Source organism: Pseudomonas fluorescens, from assembly GCF_001648775.1.
GTDB lineage: Bacteria > Pseudomonadota > Gammaproteobacteria > Pseudomonadales > Pseudomonadaceae > Aquipseudomonas > Aquipseudomonas fluorescens_M.
Genome location: NZ_LVEJ01000025.1, coordinates 56937 through 79579 on the forward strand (window position 1 = coordinate 56937; position 22643 = coordinate 79579).

The 22643-nt window shown below is 56.9% G+C and carries 22 protein-coding genes and 2 pseudogenes; 13 read left to right on the forward strand and 11 right to left on the reverse strand.

The genetic code is table 11. From position 1 onward, the window contains the following. Positions 1-58: 58 nt before the first annotated feature. Together A8O26_RS22655 and A8O26_RS22660 are read right to left on the reverse strand one after the other, a co-directional pair. Positions 59-1387, reverse strand: coding sequence for an McrC family protein (locus A8O26_RS22655; RefSeq protein ID WP_064119948.1), 1329 nt, complete (start codon positions 1385-1387; stop codon positions 59-61). Further along, positions 1384-3006, reverse strand: a complete 1623-nt coding sequence (locus tag A8O26_RS22660; protein ID WP_064119949.1) for an McrB family protein — start codon at positions 3004-3006, stop codon at positions 1384-1386. Before A8O26_RS22660 ends, A8O26_RS22655 begins: the two co-directional genes overlap by 4 nt. Before the next feature lie 313 nt (positions 3007-3319). Here A8O26_RS22660 and A8O26_RS22665 point away from each other — a divergent pair, with 313 nt between their 5' ends. Then, entirely contained in the window at positions 3320-4306 is a 987-nt protein-coding gene (locus A8O26_RS22665) for a hypothetical protein (RefSeq protein WP_064119950.1), read from the forward strand. A gap of 3 nt (positions 4307-4309) precedes the next feature. Here the strand turns inward: A8O26_RS22665 and A8O26_RS22670 are convergent, their stop codons facing one another. The 3 genes from A8O26_RS22670 to A8O26_RS22680 form a co-directional block, all read right to left on the reverse strand. Beyond that, positions 4310-5506: a hypothetical protein gene (locus tag A8O26_RS22670; protein ID WP_064119951.1), complete on the reverse strand. Its 1197-nt coding sequence runs from the start codon at positions 5504-5506 to the stop codon at positions 4310-4312. 125 nt (positions 5507-5631) lie between these two features. Continuing rightward, the gene (locus A8O26_RS22675) at positions 5632-6780 is read right to left on the reverse strand and encodes a hypothetical protein (protein ID WP_064119952.1); all 1149 of its coding nucleotides are present in this window, start codon (positions 6778-6780) and stop codon (positions 5632-5634) included. 90 nt (positions 6781-6870) lie between these two features. Further along, positions 6871-7686 carry a sulfite exporter TauE/SafE family protein gene (locus A8O26_RS22680; RefSeq protein WP_064119953.1) on the reverse strand — a complete coding sequence of 272 codons (816 nt, stop codon included), beginning with the start codon at positions 7684-7686 and terminating at the stop codon, positions 6871-6873. A 112-nt stretch (positions 7687-7798) separates the two neighbouring features. Here A8O26_RS22680 and A8O26_RS22685 point away from each other — a divergent pair, with 112 nt between their 5' ends. Together A8O26_RS22685 and A8O26_RS22690 are read left to right on the forward strand one after the other, a co-directional pair. Beyond that, positions 7799-8566 carry an AraC family transcriptional regulator gene (locus A8O26_RS22685; protein WP_064119954.1) on the forward strand — a complete coding sequence of 256 codons (768 nt, stop codon included), beginning with the start codon at positions 7799-7801 and terminating at the stop codon, positions 8564-8566. 93 nt (positions 8567-8659) lie between these two features. After that, complete coding sequence (locus A8O26_RS22690; protein ID WP_064119955.1) at positions 8660-8977, forward strand: hypothetical protein; 318 nt, start codon at positions 8660-8662, stop codon at positions 8975-8977. Between the two features lie 36 nt (positions 8978-9013). Here the strand turns inward: A8O26_RS22690 and A8O26_RS22695 are convergent, their stop codons facing one another. Next, positions 9014-10069 (reverse strand): MBL fold metallo-hydrolase, encoded by a 1056-nt coding sequence (locus tag A8O26_RS22695; protein WP_064119956.1) that lies wholly within the window; start codon positions 10067-10069, stop codon positions 9014-9016. A gap of 215 nt (positions 10070-10284) precedes the next feature. Between A8O26_RS22695 and A8O26_RS22700 the strand changes: the two genes are divergently transcribed. The 5 genes and pseudogenes from A8O26_RS22700 (at position 10285) to A8O26_RS22715 (ending at position 14349) form a co-directional block, all read left to right on the forward strand. Next, positions 10285-10893 (forward strand): TetR/AcrR family transcriptional regulator, encoded by a 609-nt coding sequence (locus A8O26_RS22700; protein ID WP_064119957.1) that lies wholly within the window; start codon positions 10285-10287, stop codon positions 10891-10893. A gap of 157 nt (positions 10894-11050) precedes the next feature. After that, positions 11051-12118 carry a diguanylate cyclase gene (locus A8O26_RS22705; protein ID WP_064119958.1) on the forward strand — a complete coding sequence of 356 codons (1068 nt, stop codon included), beginning with the start codon at positions 11051-11053 and terminating at the stop codon, positions 12116-12118. A 280-nt stretch (positions 12119-12398) separates the two neighbouring features. Further along, positions 12399-13073, forward strand: a pseudogene (locus A8O26_RS30685) (PAS domain-containing protein); the annotation flags it as partial. A 117-nt stretch (positions 13074-13190) separates the two neighbouring features. After that, positions 13191-13628 (forward strand): annotated as a pseudogene (locus tag A8O26_RS30690) (methyl-accepting chemotaxis protein); the annotation flags it as partial. A gap of 187 nt (positions 13629-13815) precedes the next feature. Next, positions 13816-14349 carry a DUF1003 domain-containing protein gene (locus tag A8O26_RS22715; protein ID WP_064119960.1) on the forward strand — a complete coding sequence of 178 codons (534 nt, stop codon included), beginning with the start codon at positions 13816-13818 and terminating at the stop codon, positions 14347-14349. Here the strand turns inward: A8O26_RS22715 and A8O26_RS22720 are convergent, their stop codons facing one another. Beyond that, the gene (locus tag A8O26_RS22720; protein WP_081265244.1) at positions 14350-15291 is read right to left on the reverse strand and encodes a LysR family transcriptional regulator; all 942 of its coding nucleotides are present in this window, start codon (positions 15289-15291) and stop codon (positions 14350-14352) included. A 15-nt stretch (positions 15292-15306) separates the two neighbouring features. Here A8O26_RS22720 and A8O26_RS22725 point away from each other — a divergent pair, with 15 nt between their 5' ends. Together A8O26_RS22725 and A8O26_RS22730 are read left to right on the forward strand one after the other, a co-directional pair. Then, positions 15307-16011 carry a CTP synthase C-terminal region-related (seleno)protein gene (locus tag A8O26_RS22725; protein WP_064119962.1) on the forward strand — a complete coding sequence of 235 codons (705 nt, stop codon included), beginning with the start codon at positions 15307-15309 and terminating at the stop codon, positions 16009-16011. Next, a complete protein-coding gene (locus A8O26_RS22730; RefSeq protein ID WP_064119963.1) occupies positions 16011-16316 on the forward strand; it encodes an antibiotic biosynthesis monooxygenase family protein in 306 nt (101 codons plus the stop codon). Before A8O26_RS22725 ends, A8O26_RS22730 begins: the two co-directional genes overlap by 1 nt. Positions 16317-16441: 125 nt before the next feature. Here the strand turns inward: A8O26_RS22730 and A8O26_RS22735 are convergent, their stop codons facing one another. Continuing rightward, positions 16442-16768: a DUF2025 family protein gene (locus A8O26_RS22735; protein WP_064119964.1), complete on the reverse strand. Its 327-nt coding sequence runs from the start codon at positions 16766-16768 to the stop codon at positions 16442-16444. Between the two features lie 221 nt (positions 16769-16989). Between A8O26_RS22735 and A8O26_RS22740 the strand changes: the two genes are divergently transcribed. Then, positions 16990-18117, forward strand: coding sequence for a glycerophosphodiester phosphodiesterase (locus A8O26_RS22740; protein ID WP_064119965.1), 1128 nt, complete (start codon positions 16990-16992; stop codon positions 18115-18117). Next, a complete protein-coding gene (locus A8O26_RS22745; protein WP_064119966.1) occupies positions 18118-18801 on the forward strand; it encodes a helix-turn-helix domain-containing protein in 684 nt (227 codons plus the stop codon). 1 nt (position 18802) lies between these two features. On the opposite strand, the gene A8O26_RS22750 is transcribed toward A8O26_RS22745, so the two are convergent. Beyond that, complete coding sequence (locus A8O26_RS22750) at positions 18803-19681, reverse strand: sterol desaturase family protein (protein ID WP_064119967.1); 879 nt, start codon at positions 19679-19681, stop codon at positions 18803-18805. Positions 19682-19850: 169 nt separating this feature from the next. Between A8O26_RS22750 and A8O26_RS22755 the strand changes: the two genes are divergently transcribed. Further along, positions 19851-20156 (forward strand): PepSY domain-containing protein, encoded by a 306-nt coding sequence (locus A8O26_RS22755; protein WP_064119968.1) that lies wholly within the window; start codon positions 19851-19853, stop codon positions 20154-20156. 280 nt (positions 20157-20436) lie between these two features. On the opposite strand, the gene A8O26_RS22760 is transcribed toward A8O26_RS22755, so the two are convergent. After that, positions 20437-20877, reverse strand: a complete 441-nt coding sequence (locus A8O26_RS22760) for a hypothetical protein (protein WP_064119969.1) — start codon at positions 20875-20877, stop codon at positions 20437-20439. 110 nt (positions 20878-20987) lie between these two features. Beyond that, complete coding sequence (locus A8O26_RS22765; RefSeq protein WP_064119970.1) at positions 20988-22610, reverse strand: methyl-accepting chemotaxis protein; 1623 nt, start codon at positions 22608-22610, stop codon at positions 20988-20990. Positions 22611-22643 lie beyond the last annotated feature (33 nt).

The following is a 22643-nucleotide window of genomic DNA, read 5'->3' on the forward strand; positions in this document are numbered from 1 at the left end:
TTGCGGTTTGAGTCGGCGAGTCGAGAAAGCAAAAAGCCCCGATTTTATCGGGGCTTTTTTATTGGGTGGTGTTTTGTAATGCGTGATTTGAATGTTCTGAGTTTTCAGAATGCACCATCGAATGAAGTGGAAACCCCTCAGGAGCGCCAACTAGTACGCCACGCTCCATATCAAACGGCAACACCCAAAGTTTAAGTTGCGGAGCAAATTCAAATACTTCTAGCGGCACATCAAACGCCGAACGCCTTGGGTAGACCAGCATCAACTCTCCGTCGCCTCCAAGGTATTTATGACCATACGCAAACAATTGGTAAAAATCGGATTGTTTTAAATCGTAGTTTTTTCCTTCTGCAAAAGAGCTCACCCTTTTCCACTTTGTATCTAGCACCCATTTTTTTTGTTGAGAGCCAACTATTAGATCTGGCTTTAGTTGGAAGAAGCTCCTTCCCTTGTGTTGACACATGTACTCGCTCTGGGCCTGAGACTGAAGATGGGCATCTGGAAGTAAATCAGCGTGAAGGCTAGCAGCAACATAGCGTTCAAACAGCTTTTCCATAGGAAATAACAGGCTCATGCCATGCCACTCGCCAGCAACCGCCAACGGTACATGTTGATTAATAATCAGTTCACACCATGGTTTTACTGGAACGTAGTGAGCCATCAACCGTTCTCCACTCCATTTCTTGAAATCCTGCCGAGCATCGCAACTTGCAGGAATTTCTAACAAAGCATTTCTTAGCTCCTGTGCCAGACGCCAGCTACCTGAATCCTTTGTAACTTTGCAAACTTGATCTAACGCTAGTTTGAGCAATCGATTCTCCGGACGATCAGGTGAATAGATATCATGTCGAATTTTGAATCGATGTTGACGGCCGGGTGGCTGGCGCATTTGTTTGACAAAATCCAACTGTCCACGCAAGAACCGTTGCTCCTCCTCCACACGCAAATAGTCACAACGCAAACCTCGTTTAACTAAATGTTCCAAAGCTAATAGAAACTGGCTAATGATCCATTCACTCAGTGGCGCATCGAAATACTGTAGATCTGCCGCACCGACTTCCCGAGTTGGTAATTTCAGTGATGACTGAATCATCCGACGAAGCAACGCTCTGCTCTGAATGATGCAGTCTTCACTCTCAAAATGTTTGGGAAGTATTTCGATAACTGTCCCGCAAGGTGTTTCCAACACACCGACAAAGTTATCGAGCATCAGTAAACAACGGTTTTCCAGCTGAATCAGTGACGCACCCGCGCGACTAAAATTAGCATTCAAATTGCACAGCCAGTCAAAAGCAGATACCGATACTTGTGCGAGATCCAACGTGGGTTCAGCAATTGCATCCGTTGTAAGCCTCGCGTACTCACGCACAGTGATGACGGATTTCACACCCTCTCACCTTTCAATGCTCCGATTACGGCTACACCCAGATGCCGAGTATTGAATTCACGACCACTTGCATGGTGCGTTGTTAACCCATGCGCTGCAGCAAGCTCACGCAGAATGGGCTTAGATGGACTAACGATCTTCCCAGATTTCAAAACCTCGATCGACCCGCTCTCCAATTGTCGAACCAGAATATCGTCTTTTTCTGCTTCGATACCTTCCTGGATTTTAGGAGGTATCGATTGGTGATCGATGACTCCCCAAAAAGACTCAATACGAGCAAAAGCGTCCTCGTTAATATTCCAATGGTTATTCTTGCTATTCAGTGTCACTTGATCGCCAAAAATAGAATTGGAACTGATTGATGGCTGTTGGATAAAACAATTCTCAAAAGCCTTGCGATGATCATTGAGAACCCACTGAATACGCTGCCAGTCTTCGAAAAAATACTCTTGCAGCAACGGCACGATCTGCTCGCGAAAGATCTGCCCCAGCCGTTCCACTGTCGAGTCTTTTTCTAGCGGCATGAAATACGCATGTCCCAGACAATGATCCCGATCTAGAAGTAGTTCGACCCGCTGATTCATCACGTCCAGAAGCTGACCTACGTTGATACCTTCCACCACAACATTTTTCAATAACTCTGGTTTTGGCGTCATTTCTCGGAAGGTAAAACGTCTGCGCAAAGCGATGTCTAAACCTGCCAAGGATCGATCGGTTGTATTCATAGTGCCTATTAGATAGACATTACCAGGAACACTGAATCTCTCTTTAGAATAAGGAAGTGTAATCTCAAGACTCTCTTCCGCTCCCAGACGCTTGGACGGCTCAATGAGCGTAATTAGCTCACCAAAAATCCGCGAAATATTTCCACGATTTATTTCATCAACAATCAACACTCGGGCACTATTATGCTGAGCCATCGCGATAGACTTTACTTCATTATGCGGCCTGCTCAAAACACGCTCGACCAAAGTAGGGAGTATATTGTTGTAGCCGTTAACGAGATATGGCTCAAGTTTCGTCTCGGGAATCTTGTCAAATACCGACTTGATATTAATATCAGCAATTGTCAATCTGCCGGCACGCACATATTCAGCCAAGGTATTGAGAATACTCATCCCGATTGGAAGCTGTTTCCCATTGGGTTTTATTAAGCTTAGCAAATCATTAGAGGAACTTTCGACAACGTAGCCTCTGCCAAATGACTCACCTTTCGAAAAGCATTGGCACAGTGCGCCGTCTGCGTTGGAATCTCGAAAAGTTGAGCCTAGTAATTGTGCAGCGGAAGATGGATCCCGTGAGGAGTCAGCACTCGCAGCAGAGCACAAGTTTTTGAACACTCCGTCGGCAACTTCATAACGAAGTTGCCCATCGTCACCACTCACTGCTCGAAGTCCCTCAACAAAGTCCTCGTAGCTAAAGCTCTGATGAAACGTCACAAACTCGACGTGACCGTCTGCGGCTAGCTCATCAAAACGTTTTTTGAGGGTTGCGCGGTCGTCTCTATTGGACTGGAGAAAATCTGGATCCAGAATCTCCAGCGCGGCTTCGATGGTCGCGTATGTTTTGCCAGTTCCCGGAGGGCCGAACAAAATTTGGTTGAGTGCAGGCGAAGTCATCGAAGCGCTTTCCTTGCTGTTAGCAGAATGTGTGGAGATTGAACCAAAACCTTTGGTGATCTCACCGCTTGAAAAAGCGGCGCTCATCGTAGGAAATAGCTCACGACTTATGGAAACTATTCCTACAACGGTACCCACATTGCTATCACGGGTAAAGCACGTGAGCCTCACAAGGAATCCGCCAGAGTTGATGCCACCAATCCCCAGCAGGCTGGCTCCCACAAATCCCGCATCATCCTGAAAACAATCAGTGCAACCCGCGCCACCTCCCGCTATTAATACCCCTCCCCCACTCAAGGATCCGAGCCCCACCATGAAATTCGATCTCGCCTACTGCCTCAGCCTCGACGACAAGTTGTCGATCTATGATGTTCGCGATCTCAATTTCGATGAGACGGTGGCGTTTGACTCCGCGAAGGAACAGTTCCAGTGCCCCAACGATGCCTGTCGTTCGGCGTTCGAGGCTTCCAATGAGTTGGGTACGTTCAACGCGAAGAACGTGAATTACGTGCGCACGCCGCACTTCAAGAATCTGCCCACTACGCAGCATGTGGCGGGCTGTCCGTATGTGAGTTTGAAGGCTTCAGCGTCTGGTGTTGAGACGGCGGATGGCGAGGTGGATGACGGGCGTGAGGAACACTTCCCATCAGAGTTGTTGCTGACCCGGCGTGAGTATGTGCGCAAGCCTGTCGCGCCAGCGGGGGCGGCGGATGTATTACGCGATGATCCAATGCGGGTGGCGGCGGACAGTGGTAAAGAGTCGGCGGGTCGTGAGTCGGCGCCGGACAAGACCAGTGTTTTTGCGCATCCGGTGGAGTGTTTTGTTTCCAACTTCGCGGACAAGGAGTTGCTCAAGCGGATGCCGTTGAAGGTCGGCGAGCATTCGGCGCCGTACAGTTCGTTCTTCAAGAAGATTGAGTATCTGACGGACAACAAGGGGCTGATTTACTGGGGGCGGATCAAGAAGATCGAGGACTTCCACAGTGCCAGTTTTCGTATCGATTTCGAGGACAAGGTCTGGTTCAAGAAGCCCGACGACAATAAGAAGAAGCCGTATCCGGTAAGTGTTTATCTGAACAAGAAGCTGATCGACAACTACCGCAAGCGCAAGGCGTTTCTGGAGGAGATCAAGCACGCGGTGGATAGCGACAAGGCGTTGTTCTGTTTCTTCTATGGGGTGACGCCGGAGTTGAAGCAGGTGCCCGGCAAGAAGAACCCCGAAAAGCCTTTCGAGGTCTTCAATGCCAATATCGAGAACCTGGATCACTTCATTATTCGTGAAGCGCCGGGGCTGGAGTGATGGTTAGCTTTTGGGCAGTTGCAGTTTGACGGCGCCGGGGTGTTGTTTGACGAGTGAGTACGGCAGGATCGACCAGTCGGGTGAATCGCAGGCTCGTTCTATGCGGGCGAAGTACGCTCCGATGTACAAACCTTTTTCGGTGAAGTGCCAGTTGGAATAGCTCCAGTTATCTTCATTGGTGAAGTCGCAACTGTCTTCATCTCCGCCTGCCGGTTTCTTCATTTCATCCGGGTACAGCGCGGTGAGTTGTTTGATCAGCCACGGCCCGAAGACTTCGCGTTGATACTTTGAGCGCGCTGCGTCTTCGGTCTCGGTCAGAGGTTTGTCACCGCCTCTGTAACGATCAGCATGAAGGATTGGCTGACCCTCGCCCACCCAGAGTACGTCTTCGAGCGACAACGGATGGCCGGTTTTCACATCGATGTTGAGCGGTGAATCACCGAAGTCTGGGTGCGCACCGCCGCAGTCGTAGCTGGTGGAAATGTTCAGGCTGATGACGCTGGGCGAGATAAATGTCGGGGTGACGTCCTGAAGGAATTCGGCGTAACCGCGACCTCGCAACTGGCAACCGTAATAACTGATGGCCTCGTCCCACAAGCGCCCGAGCAATTGCTGGTTAACCCGTTGCAGATCTTCTTGTGGCATCCCGGATTCGATGCTGAACATGGACATCTTGGTATCAGGCTCTTCCCACCATTGCAGGGAGTAGCCCATGAAGTCCTGCTTTTTCCCGGGTTTGAGTTTCAGTCCCTGAAGCCGTAGGTATTCGTAAGGCTCGCTCTTGGGCAACTTGGCGATGTAGGGCAATGCATTCGCTGGCACTTCGGGAAGTGGCGTATCAGTGACCAGTACGGGCAACTTTTTGCCTTTCGGATTTTGCCATTCGCCCTTCCAGCCGCCATCAATCTGTTGCAGTTTCAGCGTCGGTAACGGCTTGCCTGGCTCCATACGATCACTGCCCTCTGTGAGCAGCAAGACGTCATTTTTATAGGTGCCGTTAAGCTCTAGATCGCGGTGAAATTTCTCATAAAAGTAGCGACCGGTGACTTGCTCCGGGTCACTAATATCGACTTCGAAAACGATCGGCATTTTGCCCAACGTGCCGGTGAACACCAGCCGGTTGTCTTCGGCGTACGCGGTGGATAGCAGCGAGAACAGCACAGCAGCGCAGGTTGCCAGGCGCATCAGTCCCTTGAGCATTGATCGTTCCTTGAAAGAGGCGGAGGCCGCGCCGGCATTGGAGGACCGGCGCGGATAAATTCGCGGCGATTATGGCGGGGTTACGCCTGGTAATCGAGAGTCTGCGCTTGAAAGATAACGCCACCTCAAGGCAGTTGCAGTGCAACCCCGCCCGGATGTTGTTTGACGATTGTGTACGGCAGAACGCTCCAGTCCACGAATCCGCAGACCGCCGCGACGTGGGCAAATGATGGCTCGAGCTTGATGCCCTGTTCCGTGAAGTACCAACCCGGATAATGCCAGGGATAATCCTCGTCGTAGCCGCAATCGTTTTCACCCTCGGGGGTGACGGTCATTTCGTTTGGGTAGAGTTTCAGCAACTGTGCGACCAACCAAGGTGCCAGTTCAGTGTTGCGGTAGTTCGACCACGCTGTCGAAGAGCTGGGTGAGCCCGCGGCGAAATTTTCATATTCCTCGTAGTGCAACGGCTTGCCCTGCCCCACCCACAAAACATCATCAAGGGTCAGAAGCTTGCCTGTCTTGGTATCGATGTTGAGCGCGTCGTGGCTTTGATCCGGATAGGCACCGCCACAGTAATAGTCCGATGAAATCCGCACACTCATCACTGTGGGCGACATCCACAGTGGCTGGCTCCACTGCGCATAACTTCCAGAACAGCCATAAGACGACAACACTTCGCCCCACAAACGCGCCATCAATTGTTGGTTGATACGTCGACGCTCTTCGAGGGAGTAACCGGTCACCACTTCGAACAGAGAAGTGTCTGTCTTCGGCTCGGTCCACCACTGCAGCGTGTAGCCCATGAAGGTGTCGGTCTTGCCTTTTTTGAGGGTGACGCCCTGCAGTCGCAGATATTCGTAAGGATACTTGTCGTGAAGGATGGTGAAAAAGGGCAAGGCATCGTCGGGTACATCGGGGATGACGGCTGGTTCTAACTTGACCTTCAGGATTTTCCCAGCGGTACTCGTCCACTCGCCATACCAACCTTGAGTTGTCGGCTGCAGACGAAGGGTCGGGCGCGAGTCTTCCATCCGCGAACCTTCTTCCAGCATCAGTGTTTCCCCGTCCAGGGCACCGTCGAGTGGCAGATCCTTGCGATACTTCTTATAGAAGTAACGACCCTCTCCAGTGCGAGTGTTTATTTCGAGGACGATGGCCGCTTTACCCAAGGTGCCGGTGTACACCTGCCCGCCGTTGTCGGCCCACGTTGCAGTCGAGACAAACAACCCCGTCAGAAAAAGAACAGCGAAAAGGCGTAACAATCCTCGGAACATCACTTCATCCTTGAATAAACGAGCAACTGCCCGCCAAAAGAAGCTGCGGATTATGTCGAGGTTGCGCGGGGGAATCGAGCGCTGTCGCCTTTAACTCAAGCACATGCTGATCATCACCATCAGCAACAGCCCGATGTACACACGCGCATGCACCCGATCCGGGATCCGCCCAATCCATGGCTCGGCCAACCGAATCCCGATGAGCGAGCCAACCGTGAGCACCGCAAACGCCAGCAAATCCACATACCCGACAAACCACGCCCCCAGCTCTGCCTGACTGAACCCGGCCAGCGCCATGTACGTCAGCGTCCCCGCCAATGCCACCGGCACGCTCAACGGGTTAGCCATGGACGTCGCTTGCGACATGCTCAAGCCACAACGACGCAACAGCGGCACGGTCATGATGCTGCCTCCTACACCGAGAAACGTCGCGATGGCGCCGATGCCTACACCGCCTGCGGAAGTTTCCGTAGCGCCAAGTCGGCGTGGGATGACGTCTGGGCTCTGAGTGAGAAAGCCGCGTCGCAGCAGACAATCGACGATGGTCACGCCAAGGTAGCCGATGAACGCGTAGCGAATCACGTCGCCGCTGACCCAAACCGCGGCTATTGCACCCACGACCGCACCCACGCCGATAAACCCTCCTAAAGGCCACAGGTAATGGCGGATGAGATTGCCGGCGCGGCGGTGTTTGTCGGTGGCGATCAGGGCGTTGACGATCATCACGCAGGTCGAGGTGGCGACGGCGATGTGCATCGCTGACTGACTGATCGGGTCGTCGGCGCCGTGGCTCGCGGTGAGCAGGCGATACAGCAGCGGCACAACGACGAAGCCGCCGCCGAAGCCGAACAGCACGGCGGTGACGCCGGTCAGGCAGCCGAAGAGGGTTAGTAGTAAGTAGAACATGTCGAGGTGTCCGGTCAGGGAAAGCAGTCGACGATAGAGCGACGTGGCTTGGCCTGCTTCAGCAAGTCAGCCAATAATGTTTGCGTTTACGCCAACCACCAGGAAACGCCTGATGCGCAATGTTTCGATCAATCTGCTGGATGACACGCCGCGCGCGGTGGTGGCGATCGGTACGGATTATTCCCACGGTCACCTGCTGCCTTTTCATACACATCGACGGGCGCAGTTGTTGTACGGCGCGACCGGTGTGATGCAGGTCAGCACCCATGACGGCAACTGGGTGGTGCCGCCGCAGCGGGCGGTGTGGATTCCGCCGGGGGTGGCGCATGAGGTATTGATGCTTGGGGTCAGCACTCGCAGCTTGTACATCGAACCCAGTGCGGTGGATCTGGGGGAGCGCTGCCAAGTGATCAGCGTGTCGCCGCTGATGCGGCATTTGTTGATGGAGGCGGTGGAAGTGCCGCAGGTCTATGACCTTAACGGGCGAGATGGCGTGTTGATCGATCTGTTGCTGCATGAATTGACGCGCAGTGCGCCGCTGCCGTTGCACATCCCGCTACCGACTGACGGAAAACTCCTGTCTCTGTGTCAGAACTTTCTGCATCAGCCGTACGCCCATCAATCTCCACAGCAGTGGGCCGACCAGTTACACATAAGCTTGCGTACCTTCAACAGACTCTTTCGCCAACAAACCGGTTTGAGTTTCAGCCAATGGCGTCAGCGTGCCTGTGTGGTCCTGGCGCTGGCGCGTTTGGCCTCGGGTGAAGCGGTGACGCGCATCGCGCTGGACTTCGGTTATGAGAGCCCGGCGGCGTTCTCGACGATGTTCCGGCGGATCCTCGGGCAGGCACCGTCCGTCTGGTTGGAGGCGGCGAATTAGGGCAAATCAAAAAATGCGTTTGATCCCGGCCGAAAACAACTGTACAAAAACACAGTACATTTTCAATCAGCACTCTTGAGCCCGGAGCACACCATGGCCTCTCTTGCGATGAACCACATCCTCGAACGCATTGCCCTTTTCCAGTTCACCCCGACGCACTGCGTCCAGGCCCGAGCGATGCTGGGCTGGAGCGTGGAACAGCTCTCGCGGGAGGCTGAGGTTTCGGTGGAAGACATTCATCGCTTTGAAGCGCAGCAGGATGTAGCGGATGCGGCGCGACTGGCGCTGGCTTACCGGTTCGAGGCGCAGGGGCTGGTGTTCTTTCCCGGATTTGCGCCGGGGCGTAGTGCAAGTGTTCAGGGTGCGCCATTGGAGTCAGTGGGGCGTGGGGATTTTGCGATGGTTGAGTAAGACAATCGCCCCCGAAGGGGCGAACTGGGCGAGCTATCAAGCGCTCTGCACCACCGCCTCACTCTCCCCTTCAACCGCCAACCACCATGCCTCCCCGCGTTGCGGTTGAGCGATGTTAAACGCCTCACCCATCTGCGGCGTGGTAATCGACACACTGCGTTCCCACGCCAGTGCCAGAATCCGGTCGAACGGTTCGTGCCAGGCGTGCATCGCCAGGTCGAAGGTGCCGTTGTGAATCGGGAAGAGCCAGCGGCCCTTGAGGTCGATGTGCGCTTGCAAGGTTTCTTCTGGCTGCATGTGCACGTGCGGCCATTCGACGTTGTAGGCGCCGGTTTCCATCAGGGTCAGGTCGAACGGGCCGTATTGCTCGCCGATGCGTTTGAAGCCGTCGAAGTAGCCGCTGTCACCGCTGAAGAAAATGCGCGTGTCGCCGTCGATCATCACCCACGATGCCCACAAGGTGCTGTTACCGTCGAACAGGCCACGGCCGGAGAAGTGCTGCGACGGTGTGGCGACGAAACGGATGCCGGCAATTTCGGCACCCTGCCACCAATCGTACTGGCGGACTTTGCTGGCATCGATACCCCATTTGATCAGGGTGTCGCCGACGCCCAGCGGGGTCAGGAACAGGTTGGTTTTGGCCGCCAGTCTGAGCACGGCCTGGTAATCGAGGTGGTCGTAATGGTTGTGCGACAGGATTACCGCTTCGATCGGCGGCAACTGGTCAATGCTGATCGGTGGCTGGTGGAAACGTTTCGGCCCGGCCCACTGCACTGGCGAGGCACGCTCGGCGAAGACCGGGTCGGTGATGAAGAATTTGTCGCGCAGCTTCAGCAGTAGGGTCGAGTGGCCAAGGCGATAAACGCTGTGGTTTGGCGCCGCCAATAACGCTTCTCGGGTCAACGCTTGCACCGGGATCGGCGCGGCGGGCCGGGTGTTGCGCGGTTTGTGGAAAATCATGTTCCACATGATCCGCAGCATTTTGCGCAGGCCTTCGCGTTGCACCGGCGCATGATTGCGAAACAGGCCTTGAGCCTGCCGCGAGGCTTCAGGCGTGGATGTGTTATCCGGGATCGAAACTGGATTGGCCATGACTGAATGACTCCAGAAAAACCGTGTCATTCACGGTTTTCCGCGGTGGGACGATAAATGGCCAAAGCTGCACGCATAGGCCGAACTGTCTGGTTTTTAGGCTGCGAGGATTAACGCAACATTACACTGATCGGTGTAGTTTCTAGGTTGCATCAAAGCGGATGACAAGTAAACTGCCAAGTGTAATTTCATCTTTTCTCTGCCGAAGCGTACTTATGACAGCTCCACAGCGCCTCACCGACCGTAAACGCGAAGCCATTATTCAGGCGGCGATTGCCGAATTCCGTGCCAACGGTTTCGAGGTCACCAGCATGGACAAAATCGCGGCCACCGCCGGTGTCTCCAAGCGCACGGTGTACAACCATTTCCCCAGCAAAGAAGAGCTGTTCGCCGAAATTCTCAACCAGTTATGGACACGCATCAGCGCCGAGCAATCGGTGGTCTATAACCGCGAACAGCCGCTGCGCGAACAGTTGCGGCAGATGCTCCAGGCCAAAGTGCAGTTGATGGCCGACGAAAACTTTCTGACCCTGGCGCGTGTGGCGATTGCCGCCACCATCCATTCGCCGGAACGTGCGCAGAACATGGTCGAGCGCATGGGCGAACGTGAAGAGGGTCTGACCGTGTGGATCCGTGCCGCCCAGGCCGATGGGCGCTTGAAAACGGTCGATCCGGAGTTCGCCGCGCATCAGGTCCAAGGGTTGCTCAAGACCTTTGGTTTCTGGCCACAGATGTCGATGGGCCGTGCCGCGTTGGATGCGGAGATGCAGAACACCGTTGCCGAATCGGCGCTGGAGATGTTTCTGGCCTGTTATCAGCTCTAAATCGGCCCTCTCCTGCACTCGCACCGATTAAATGGCTCGGAAGGACACTGATTATTCGCGTTGGAATAAATGACAATGTCCGACAATTGACCGACGGACGGTCTGCCTGAAGAAAGATACTTCAAAGTATTTCAGGACGAATTTCGCGCAGGGCATCATGGAAAACCAACGCGGCAAAGGCTTGTCATTCGCCAGACGCATTTACCTGCCCAGGGCCATCGGTCTGGGGGTCGGTTTTTTCAGCGTCGGAGCAGCGTTGTATCCGCTGAACATGCCCGGCTGGATCTGGGTGCTATTGCTGTTCAACGGCTTTGCCTGGCCGCATCTGGCTTATCAGATGTCGACGCACTCGGCGTTCCCTTATCAGGCCGAGCGCCGCAACCTGTTGTATGACTCGCTGTGCGGCGGGTTCTGGGCCGCGTGCTTTCAGTTCAGCCCGCTGACCACCGTGACCATCCTGTCGATGATGACCATGAACAACGTCGCCGCCGGCGGCCACCGGTTGTTCGTGTTCGGCGCCCTCGCGCAAGTCGCCGGCGTGTTGTTGGGCTGGGCAATCTTCGGTTTCAAATTCAGCCTGACGATGACGCAGACACAAGTCTGGGCCTGTCTGCCGATGCTCACGCTGTATCCCTTGGCACTGGGCATGGTCTGTTATCGCCTGGCGATCAAACTCTCCCAACACAAACGCACACTGAGTGCTCTCAGCCGCACCGACAGCCTGACCGGCTTGCTCAACCACGGCGCCTGGAAAGACCTGCTGCACCTGAAGTTTCAGCAGTGTCGGCAACACAACACCCAAGCCACCCTGGCGCTGATCGACATCGATCACTTCAAAAAAATCAACGACAGTTATGGCCATATCGTCGGCGATGAGGCGCTACGCCAATTGAGCAAGGACCTTAAACGCCTGCTCGATCAATACGAGTTGGCCGGACGCTACGGCGGTGACGAGTTCTGCGTCATCCTGCCGACGTTGCCTTTAAACAAGGCCGAAGCACTGATGGAACAACTGCGCGAAACATTGCAGCAGTATCGTCACCCACTGGTGCCGGGGCTGAGAGTGAGCCTTAGTATCGGTTTGGCGCGGTATCAACCCTCGTACAAGGATGCACTCGAGTGGCTCGACGATGCCGACAAAGCGCTCTACACCGCTAAACACACGGGTCGCAACACCATCAGCGTGGCCTTGAGCCGTACCGCTACTGACGATGCCAGCGCCTAAAAACTTATACAAAATTACAAATATTTACTTTCTTGTACAACTTTCTGAAGTTTTGTATAAGTAGCCATCTGCCAGTTAAGGAATGCTGGCATTGAGCGGTCACCGCCGAATGCCGTCCGCGCATTCGGTCTGCCAGCGCGGGAATAGGGACTGAATCCTCGATCTTCCCTCCTTCCAGAGTACTGCGAGCATGTTTTTCAACCGCCATAAGTCCGCCCTCGACGAACTCCAGCACACCCTCACCGAACAATCCGGCCTGCTCGATGCGATCAATCGCTCGATGGCGGTGATCGAGTTCGACCTGGAGGGTGTGGTGCTGCGCGCCAATGACAACTTCCTCAAGACCATGGGCTACACGCCCGAGCAAGCCATCGGGCAAGCGCATCGGCGCTTTTGTACCCCCGATTTTGGTCGCAGCGCTCAGTACACGCAGATGTGGTCGCAGTTGAAGAATGGCCAGTTCTTGTCCGGTACCTTTGAACGGGTCGACAGCAAGGGCCAGCCGATCTGGCTCGAAGCCAGCTACAACCCGATCAAGGATGCGTCGGGCCGCGTGGTGAAAGTGGTCAAGTACGCCATGGACGTCACCCTCAAGATGCAGCAGGAAAGCGAGGCCAACGCCAAGCTGCAGGCGATCGATCGGGCGATGGCGGTCATCGAATTCAATCTCGACGGCAGTATTCTCACAGCCAATCAGAATTTTCTGACGCGCATGGGTTACACCGCCGCCGAACTCAAGGGTAAACATCACCGCTTGTTCTGCACGCCGGAGCTGGTCAACAGCAGTGCCTACGAGGATTTCTGGCGCCGTCTGAACCAGGGCGAGTTTTTCCACGGTCAGTTCGAACGCGTTGATAAACGCGGGCAAACGGTCTGGCTGGAAGCCAACTACAACCCGGTCTACGACGCCGCCGGGCGCTTGTGCAAAGTGGTAAAGTTCGCCTCGGACGTTACCGCTCGCGTGGTCCAGCATGAGCAGGACGCACGCAGCGCCAGCGCGGCTTATCACATCTCGGTGGCGACCCGAAAAGTCGCCGAGCAAGGCACCCAGGTGATCCAGCAGGCCGCCAGTGAGATGCGCGAAATCGCCGAGGACATTGCCGGGTCGTCGACATTGATTGCGCAACTGGGTGAACGCTCCGAGCAGATCACCGCCATCGTCAACACCATCCGCGCGATTGCCGATCAGACCAACCTGCTGGCGCTCAACGCCGCGATCGAGGCAGCGCGAGCCGGTGAACAGGGTCGCGGTTTTGCCGTGGTCGCCGATGAAGTGCGACAACTGGCGGCGCGCACCAGCGGGTCGACGGCGGAAATTTCCAGCATGATCAGTTTGATCCAGAACGAGACCCGCCAGGCCATCAAGAGCATGGAAGGCACCCGAGGTCGTGCGGCGCAAGGGGTCGAGTTGGCGGATCAGGCAGGGACGGTGATTCTGCAGATTCGTGATGGCGCCAGTGAGGCGGTGGATGCGGTGAGCATGTTTGCCAATGAGCGGGCGCCAGGTTAAGGCTTGTACAAGGCAGCCAGACCGCGTCGTGGCCTTCGCGAGCAGGCTCGCTCCCACAGGGGTTAGGTTGATCACAATATTTGTGAATACCCCGGCCACCTGTGGGAGCGAGCCTGCTCGCGAAGGGGCCGGCCGCCGCACCGCAGGGCTATAGTGACAACACGCCCCAAGCCCTGCCGAGTGCACCATGACCACTGAAAAAACCACAACACCGGAATCAGCTCCCGTCGACCACCTGCGCTTCCACCGTCCCCACGCCCACCTCAACACCACCTTCGGCAACGACACGTTCGCCCTGCGCGCCGAGGCGTTTGCGCGGTTCTTCGGCACGCCGACGTTTCTCGGCGCGCAAACCCTGATTGTGCTGTTGTGGGTCTGCCTCAACGTGTTTGGCGTGACCACCTTCGACGTTTACCCGTTTATCCTGTTAAACCTCGCGTTCAGTCTGCAATCGGCTTACGCCGCGCCACTGATTCTGCTGGCACAAACCCGTCAGGCTGCGCGCGACAAGGCGCAAGCCGACGCCGATGCGCAACACCGTGAAGCGCTGGCACAGGCCAATACCGAGCGTCAGGCCCAGGCCGCGAAGAACACCGCGCAACTGCTTGAGCTGCTGGAGCAGAACACCCGCCTCACCGAAATGACCAAAAACCTCACCGAACGTATCGCCAGCCTGACCAGCGAGTTGCACGATCACATGCGCCAGAACCCGCAGCGCTGATCACGGTAAACGCAGCGCCCGCCCCAACTCATCGAACAGCGTCACCACCGAGCGCAACGCCCGGCAATCCGGGCGAGTGAGCAACCACAGCGCTGTGTCATATCCGTGCAGCGGCTCGCTCAGCGCTTGCAGACCCTCGGTGATCAAAAAATCCGGTAATGCCGCCACACCGAGGCCGGCGCGGACCAGCTCCGTGACCGACAACATGCTGTTGCAGCGATACCCCGGCCTCACGCCGGGCAATTGCTGGCGGCGCCAAGCGACGGTCGGGTGATCCGGCAGAAAGTCATCCGGGGCGATCCAGGTCAGCGCCGCCAGATCGCCCGGATCAACATTTTGCAGATAGCGCGTACTGGCGCAGACCCGGTAGGAAATCTTCGCCAGTTGCCGTCCGACCAAGTGCTCCGGCGGTGTACGCGTCAGGCGCAGGGCGATGTCGGCATCGCGGCGGCTGAGGTTGGCGAAATCGTTGGAGGTGCTCAGTTCGAGGGTCAGCGCCGGGTAATTCGGCATGAACTGCGCCAGCGCCGGCAGCAACAAACCTTGCAACACTGAATCGGTGCAGGTCAGGCGCACCGTGCCGCTGACCACTTCACCGCCCTGCTCCACGCCAATGCGCGCAGCTTCAAGTGCCTGTTCGGCGCGTTCGGCTTGCTCGGCCAGCGTCTGTGCGAGGGTTGTCGGTAAATAGCCAGCGCGGCTTTTTTCGAACAGTTGCTGGCCGAGTGCAGCTTCGAGACGGCGCACGGCACGAAACACCGTCGACACATCGACTTTCAACAGCTGCGAAGCCCGAGCCAGAGAGCCGCCACGCACCAAGGCGAGAATCAAGGCCAGGTCGGGGTAGTCGAGCTGATAGTGCGCGGCTGCATTGATCACTTGGGGAAACGCCCATATTGAGTGCGTGACCGCCAATCTATAGTGAGTGCCATCAATCAACAAGCGCAGGGAACTCCCATGGAAAACAGCGCCATCCTTATCGCTCTGATCGGCGATCACGACCCTCAAGTCACCGCCCACCAAGCCATTCCCGTTGCCCTCGGTCTGGTCGCCGAACACCTCAACCGCAACGTGCAATTCCAATGGCTGCCCACCGATCAGATTCACGCCGACACACCGCTCGAGCACTTCGACGGTTTCTGGTGCGTACCCGCCAGCCCTTACAAAAGTGAAGCCGGCGCACTGCGGGCGATCCGCTTTGCCCGCGAACAGCAGCGCCCTTTCCTCGGCACCTGCGGCGGTTTTCAGCATGCGGTGCTGGAATTTTCCCGCAACGTGCTGGGCTGGACGGATGCCGAGCATGGCGAGACCTCGCCCGATTCCGAGCGCGCGGTGCTCACGCCGTTGACTTGCTCGCTGGTCGAAGCGGTGGACAGCATTCAACTGGTGCCCGGTTCGTTGATCGCCAAGGCGTACGAAACATCGCAGATTCGTGAAGGTTATCGCTGCCGCTTCGGTGTGAATCCGCTGTTCGAACGGCAACTGTTGAACGATCGGCTACAGGCTGTCGGTCATGATTCGTCAGGGGATTTGCGCGCGATTGAGCTCAAGGATCACCGCTTCTTTGTCGCGACGTTGTTCCAGCCGGAACGCGCCGCGCTCAAAGGGCTGATGCCGCCGCTGGTGCGCGCGTTTGTTGAAGCTTGTGTGGAGTCACGTTGATGACTGATTGCTTTGCGGTGATTTTTACGTCGACTCGAACCGAGGGTGACAACGGGTATGCCGAGGCGGCTGAGCGCATGGCCGCGTTGGTGAGTGAGCAGCCGGGGTTTCTTGGGGTGGAGTCGGTTCGAGGAGCCGATGGCGTCGGGATTACGGTGTCGTACTGGGACAGCGAAGCAGCGATTCTGGCGTGGCGGCAGCATCCTGAGCATCGGGTGATTCAAGCGCGTGGGCGTTTGGAGTGGTATTCGGCGTTTCATACGCGGGTGTGTCGGGTTGAGCGTGAGTATCGGTTCAGCCGGTAATTGCAGGGTCATACTTTCGGCCGCCTTCGCGAGCAAGCTCGCTCCCACATTGGATCTGCGTCGATCACAAATCCAATGTGGGAGCGAGCTTGCTCGCGAAGAGGCCAGCACTGTCACAGAGCGTCTCAGCCGCGCACCAGACTCCGCACCGCGACAATCTCCGGCACTTCAACCTTGCTCATATAAACGCGCAACGGCTCGGTGATGTTGATGCGGTCATCGATATGCTGATCCAGCAACAACTGAATCAACTCGCGTTTAAGCGTCATGGTCTGCGCTGTCGCCGGCGCCCAGACGAATTCATTCACAGGAATAATGCCGTCATCGGCCACGTCCATGCCGAACGAATCTTCGCTGAATCGCACGATGTACTGACCGGTTTTGCGGTTAAGGCCGACAAATCCCTTGAGATCGTCGGCGGCCTGGCAGATGAGTTGGGAGGTGATGCGCATGGTAAACCTCACGAATAGTGTTCGATGGTTTACACGCAGGGCAACTGAGCGGCGCGCCCTCTGCCGGGACGTCTGCCGAGGGCAAGCGTACTGCAAACAGCGACACAAAAGTGCAGGAAAAATCGCTTTTAATACGTTTATGTCGGTCTGGCGATAGCACGCAATCGATTCAGTTGTTAAAAGGTACGTCTTTGAAAATGCCCTGCGAAAGGAACTCGAACATGCCCGCCACTTTCACCAAAAGCGCTCTGGTCCTGAGCCTGCTGCTCGGCCTCGGTCAGGCGCACGCCGCCAGCCACAGCGATCCCGATGCCGTCGCAGCCGCCAACGGCATCCCGCACCCGGCGGTCATTGCCCACCGTGGCGCGTCCTTCGATGCACCGGAATCCACCGCAGCGTCCTACAAACTGGCCCGCGACCTGGGTGCCGATTACCTGGAAATGGACTTGCAGCGCAGCAAGGACGGCGTGCTGTTCGCCCTGCACGACAACAACCTGCAACGCACCACCGACGTCGCGACCAAGTTCCCGGAGCGCAAGGACAGCCCGGCCAATGCCTTCACCATGGCCGAACTGAAAACCCTCGACGCCGGCAGCTGGTACAACAAGGCCTACCCGGATCGCGCGCGCCCGACCTACGCCGGGCTGAAAATCCTGACCCTCGATGAAATCATCGACATCGCTCAGGCCAACCCGCAACACAAGCCGGGCCTGTACATCGAAACCAAAGAGCCGCAACTGTTTCCCGGGATCGAGAAAGACCTGAAAGAAAAGCTGCAGGATCGCGGCTGGCTGAGCCCGGCCGGTTCGAAACTGGCGAAAAGCGCACTGGGCGTGGGTCAGGGTAAAGGCAAGGTGATCCTGCAGACGTTCGAGAAGAACAGCCTCGCCCTGCTGGAAAAAGAAATGCCGCAAGTGCCGAAGATCCTCCTGCTGTGGGTCGGCGAAGGCAGCATCGAGCCGAAATCCAAGGTGTCTTTTGCCGAGTCCGGCGAGAAGGACAAAAACGTTTTCTATGGCAAACAAGAGCCGAAATCTGAAGCCGAGTTCAAGCAATGGGTGGATTACGCCAAAGCTCAAGGAGCAATCGGCACCGGTCCGTCGGCGAAGCTGACCCAGGGCGGCGACCAGAGCTATTCGGATCTGGTGCAACCGTGGATGAATAAATACACCCACGATCAGGGCCTGCTGGTGCATGTCTACACCGTCGACGAGCCGGTGGACTTCGAGAAAGTCATGGCGGCGGGTGTCGACGGTATCTTCACCAACCGAGCCAGCGAACTGTTGAAGTTCTATAAACGCCCGGCAGCCGCCAGTGTTGACCAAGTGTTGAAGAACAACGGCTTCTGAGTGAGCGCAAACACCGAGTGGACAGGCCGCCTCTGGCTGGGGCACGACTATGGCCTGATCCACGGAGTATCGGGGCGCACTGCGCCCCATTGCCACTATGCCCATCAGATTATTCTCGCCCCTGAGCGACCGGCCACGGTGTGGCTCGAGGGCGAAACCGTCAGCAGTTCTCGGCTGTTGATTGCTTCCAACGTGCGTCACGCGATTGTTGAAGCGCCGGATCCGCTGTTTAGTGTTTATGCAGAGCCGTTGCTGTTCGAAGCACCGATGCTGCGGGATGCTGTGTTCAACGCCGAACTGTCTTTGACTGCGCTGAATCTCGCACTACGCCAATGCCCGCGCCGCTCGCTGAGTGATCCGCGCATCGCACGGGCGCTGGCCGCCGTCGATGCTTCGCTGGGCAGCAAAGTCGCCGCCCGCGCGGTGGCTGACACGGCGAATTTGTCCCTGAGCCAATTGCAGCGATTGCTGGTCGATCAGGTCGGTTTGCCGGTGCGCAGGCTGGTGCTGTGGCGGCGTTTGCGCATGGCCATGGCTGCGATTCTGGCCGGTAGCCCGGTGACCATGGCGGCGCACGCTGCCGGGTTCGCCGATTCGGCGCACTTCTCGCGCAGCCTGAAAAAACTCTTCGGGGTCACCGCTCGCCAGGCGCTTCAACACATCGAGTTGAAACTGTTGAGCTGATTCAACGACGCAGCGCCTCGGGTACTGTCGGTTCGCGAGCCAACGTTACCGAGTCAAACGGATCAAGCAATTGCGCCAGGTAATCCCTGGGAAAGTCCGGACGACTGCCAATGCCCAGGTCGCCCTGCCCGATGCGGTAAACCTCGGTGTAGAAACCAGTGCCCAACAGCCAATCCCACACGGTGAAGAACAAACCGAAATTGACGTCACCGGCGCGTCCGTACTTCATGTGATGGAAGCGGTGCAGCGGCGCCCAGGCAAAAATCCACCGAAGAAAACCGACGCGCATGTCGACGTTGGAATGCTGCAGCAACAGTTGGATCGCAATGGCAAACGCCAGCAACGTCGCCACTTGCAAAGGAATACCCAGCACCAGCAACGGCAACAGCCCCGCCGACGCTTCGAGCAATTGATGCAACGGATGCTTCATCAAACCGTTGAACCCGTAGAGCCGTTCAACACTGTGATGCACCGCGTGTAATCGCCACAGCCACGCCACGCGATGGCTGGCGTAATGCATCAGGCTGATGCCCGCATCGGCGATAAAAATCGCCAGTGCCAATTGCCACCACAACGGCCAACCGCTTGGCCACACGCCGTCAATCGCCAGCAGCGCCACCAGCCCGGGCAATGCCAGCAGGCCCAGCGCACTCAAGGCTTCGTTGACCAGCGCATGCAGGATGTCGCGTCCGCGATCACCGACCGGGCGGTTCCAGACAGTCTCATAGGGCAAAAGCCATTCCGCCGCGAACGATAGCGCCAGCGCCACCACAAACAGCGGCAACAGCCATAACGTCGACCACTGCGCCAGGCATAACCCGCCGCCAATAAATCCACCCCAGAACAGCGGCGCGTACAACCGGGCAACGATACGTTTCATGTGCACCTCCATTGATTGAAGGCACAGCATGAAATCTCGTGGCGCGGGCTAATTGAACAAACGACGCAATCGAGTGCAGCGTTTTAAGGGTGAGTTAAGTTGCGCTGTTTAATCTGAACCCACTGAAACAGCACACCCCGCTTAAACAAACACCTAAAGGATTGAACCGATGAAAACTTTTACTGCCCTGTTTACCGCCGCTGCCCTGACCCTTACCGCTGGCCTGGCCCAGGCTGATGTCCGCGTCGACCAGATCCCGCAATTGGTCAAGGAAGGCAAGATCAAGTCGCTGGAGTCGATGAACGCCGAAGCGTTGAAACTGCATCCGGGTGCGACTATTACTGACACTGACCTGGATAACCACTTCAACGGTTATGAGTACGAAGTTGAGCTGAAGACGGCTGATGGCAAAGAGTTCGACGTGGACTTTGATGCGACCACTGGCAAGGTGTTGAGCAACAAGCAAGACACTTGATTGAACGCACCACCAAAGGCCGCACGATTGCAAGATCGTGCGGCTTTTTCATGCCTGGTGTTTGGCGTTGTTGATGTGTTGTCAGTGAGATTTTCTCCCCCTCACCCCAGCCCTCTCCCCCAAGGGGGCGAGGGGGAAAGGGAGCCGATCGGGGTTTTTTCAAAGCCTGAGTGCGACTCGATATTTCAGGTCGGCGTACCTCGAAAGAACACCACGGTCAGTCCCCTCTCCCTCTGGGCGGTCCGACGTTTCGGGAGGGCTAGGGTGAGGGGAAAGGGCATCACGCCGAGGTGCTGACCAGCGAACCCGAAGTGCTTGAGTCGGAATCCTGCAAGGCCTGCAACAGCGAGGCGGTGGCGGTGGACAGGGAGGCCGAGGTGGCGGTGACCTGTGCTTGTGCAGCGGCTACTTCAGTCGCCTTGGCATCAGAATTTTCCTGCTTCGCCTGCGCCGCTTGCAGCGCCTGCTGCTGTTCCTGCAATTGCTTCTGCAGTTCGGCAATCTGCTTGCGCAGTTCTTTCACCGAATCCGATTCTTCGCTGCTGCTGGAACTGCTGCCGCCCGAAGGCGCCGCGCCGCCAGCCGCTTTCGGCGCGTCGGTGGCTGCGCCAGTGCTGGCGGTTGCGCTGGTGGAAGTGTCGTCACCGACGTCACTGATCGAGGTTTTGCTGGTAGGTGTGGTGACAGTCTGGTTGATCGAAACAGAAGTGATGCTGACCATGGAAATACTCCAATGCCGGTTATAGATAACCGGTCATCGACCACGGCCGCAGGTAATTGAGATCGACTGTGTACCGACTCGGTATCCGAACCGGTACACGTTCAATCGTGTCAGGCGCTCAAGCGCGCGGTGACTTCGTTGAGTTGCCCCGACAGGCTATGCAGATTCTGGCTTGCGCTTTCGGTGCGCTGCACGTTGTCGAGGTTGGTGCTGGCGATCGAAGTGATCTCGGTGAGGTTGCGCGAAATGTCTTCGGCAACCGACGTCTGCTCTTCGGCAGCCGTGGCGATCTGCCGGTTCATGTCGCGAATCGCCTCCACCGCGTGAGTGATGCGCTCCAGCATCGCGCCGGCCTGGGTCACTTGCTCAACGCTTTCGTCACTGCGCGTCTGGCCGCTGTCGATGGCTTGGGCCGCATCCACCGCACCGGTCTGCACGCTCTGAATGATCTGGTTGATCTCGATGATCGACTCGGCGGTGCGCTGCGCCAGGTTGCGCACTTCATCGGCAACCACGGCAAAACCACGCCCGGCCTCACCGGCCCGCGCCGCCTCGATCGCCGCGTTGAGTGCCAGCAGGTTGGTCTGCTCGGCGATGCCGCGAATCACTTCCAGCACTTTGCCGATACGGCCGCTGTCGGCTTCAAGACGACGGATGACGGTCGCGGTGTTGGCGATCTCGCCGCGCATCTGGGTGATCGAGTGGATAGTGCTCTGCATGACCTTTTCACCCTGCTGGGCAGACTGGTCGGCATCGTCAGCCGCACGCGCAGCATCAGCGGCGTGACGCGCCACTTCCTGTGCGGTGGCGGACATTTCGTTCATCGCCGTGGCCACCTGATCGGTACGGTTGAACTGCTCGTTGGTGCCGCCAGCCATGGTCGTGGCGATCGCGTTCAACTCGCCGCTGGCGCTGTCCAGATCGCTGGCACTGCGCTGCAAACGGGTGAAGGTGTCGGCGAGGAAATCACGCAAGGTATTGGCGGCGGCAGCGAGATTGCCCAACTCATCTTGACGGTCGCTGACTACACGTTCGGCCAGTTTGCCGCGACTCAACTGAGTGACGTAATCGATCAGCTTGCGGATCGGCTCGACCAGATTGCGGTTGACCAGCCACAGGCTCAGCAGACCGATCAACAGGCCCGAGACGAGCATCACCAGCAAACCGAACAACACCGTGCGGTCGGCCTCGGCACTGATCAGTACAGACTTCTCGTTACCCTGTTTGCGCAATTCGCTGACCAGTTCGCTCATCTGATCGCTGGTGGCACGATCGACGCCTTTGACCGCTGTGTCGCCCGCCGTCGGATCGCCACCGGCGGCCACGTAGGCATCACGGCCCTTCTGATAGGCGGAGCCGAGCTGACGGTGCTCATCACGCAAGCGTTCGATACGGTTTTTCAGGCTCGGCTCGAGACCTTTCTGCCCGGCCAGTTCACCAAGGATGTTCTGCACATCGCGCTGACGATCTTCGAACTGGCCCCAATACTTGGCCAGATCCGCCGGTTGCTTGCCGCGCAGCAGCACGTTTTTCCATTCCTGCACCTGCACCTTGAATTGCAGGTTGGCCTCGTCGATCAATTGCGAGGTGTGCAAGGGACCGGCGATCAACTGGCTGTAGCTTTGCACGCCGTTGGACAGGAAGTGAAAACAGGCCAGCGCGATCAACAGCATCGCCAGCAGGCTGCCGCTCAGCAGGGCGAGAATTTGCGCTCTCAGGGATTTTTGCAGCATCGAAAGATACTCAGGACAAGGATGAGGCACGCC